General features: G+C 58.7%; 2 protein-coding genes. Both read left to right on the top strand.

Annotated elements, in window-relative coordinates:
• A partial coding sequence (locus H5U38_13690) for a branched-chain amino acid ABC transporter permease (GenBank protein ID MBC7188072.1) occupies positions 1 to 791 on the top strand: 791 nt, incomplete at its 5' end.
• A 19-nt stretch (positions 792 to 810) separates the two neighbouring features.
• Positions 811 to 1,319, top strand: a 509-nt coding sequence (locus H5U38_13685) for an ATP-binding cassette domain-containing protein (GenBank protein ID MBC7188071.1), incomplete at its 3' end; no start/stop codon positions are given.

Raw genomic sequence — 1,319 nt, 5'->3', positions numbered from 1 at the left:
ATACTGGCCTATTCACCGTATGCCATGCGGCCTTCTACGGCGTTGGCGCGTATGCCTGTACCCTTACCATGATGCACTTTGGTGTGAACTTTTTCGTGGCCCTCGTGCTTAGTATCCTCATTTCGGTGCTATTGAGCCTTGTGGTCTCCATTCCCACGCTTCGGCTGCGCGGGGACTATTTCGTATTGGGTACGTTGGGTTTTCAGGCGGTGATTTTCGGGATCACCTACAACTGGGTGGGCTTGACGCGTGGTCCCTACGGCATCCCAGGTATCCCCATCCCCTCTTTGTTCGGCCTGACCTTTGGCTCCCCCGGCTCCTACCTGCTCCTCAGTGGCAGCCTGGCCATACTCGTCACCGGTTTCTTCTACCTCATTACTTCCTCGCAATTCGGGCGGGTCTTGAAGACGATCCGCGAGGATGAAATTGCCTCCCAGGCGTTGGGCAAGAACCCCCTCGTCTTCAAGACGACAGCCTTTGGCCTGGGTGCCGGGACAGCTGCCATAGCCGGTTCGCTCTTTGCCGGCTACATGCGCTACATTGACCCAACCAGTTTCACGGTCTCCGAGTCGTTGTATCTTGTCACCATCCTGGCGATCGGTGGCAGCGGCAACATCAAAGGCCCGGCAGCGGGCACGTGTGTGCTGGTCATTTTACCGGAGGCTCTGCGGTTCCTGCGCATACCGGACACGGTGGCCCCCAACATACGCATGATGCTTTATGCACTGGCACTCATCCTTGTCGTCATCTATCGACCGCGAGGCCTGGCTGGTGAGTATGGATTCGAGTAGGGACACGGGAGCCGGACGCGTGCTTGAGCTTAGGAACGTGTCCAAGTATTTTGGTGGCGTTGCTGCCGTTCTGGACCTTTCCATCTCCTTCAGCCCGAATAAGGTGACGGCCCTCATCGGTCCCAACGGCGCAGGCAAAACCACGGTGTTCAATCTCATCTGCGGCTATCTGGCGCCTTCGGCCGGTACCATCTTGCTGGGGGGGGAGGAGGTCACGGGCAAGAGGCCGTGGGAGATTGCCAAGCGCGGCGTCGGACGGCTGTTTCAGGACGTGCGCGTGTTTGGCAAGCTTACCACCTTGGAGAACGTGCTGGTTGCCTTGCCGCATCGGGTGGGTGAGACCTTCTGGGACCCCATCGTGCGCAGGCTGCAAACGCTGAGAACGGAGCGCGCCAATGTGGAACGGGCCTACTCGCTGTTGGAGTTCGTCGCTCTGGCCGACAAAGCCGATACTTTAGCCGAGAACCTTTCTTATGGACAACAGAAGCTGCTGGCCATCGCCCGCCTGCTTGCCATGGACGCGAACAT

Source organism: Calditrichota bacterium, from assembly GCA_014359355.1.
In the GTDB taxonomy this organism is placed as follows: Bacteria; Zhuqueibacterota; Zhuqueibacteria; order JANLFK01; family Oleimicrobiaceae; genus Oleimicrobium.
Note: the sequence above shows the minus strand (reverse complement) of the source record. Positions and strands in the feature narration are given on the sequence as shown.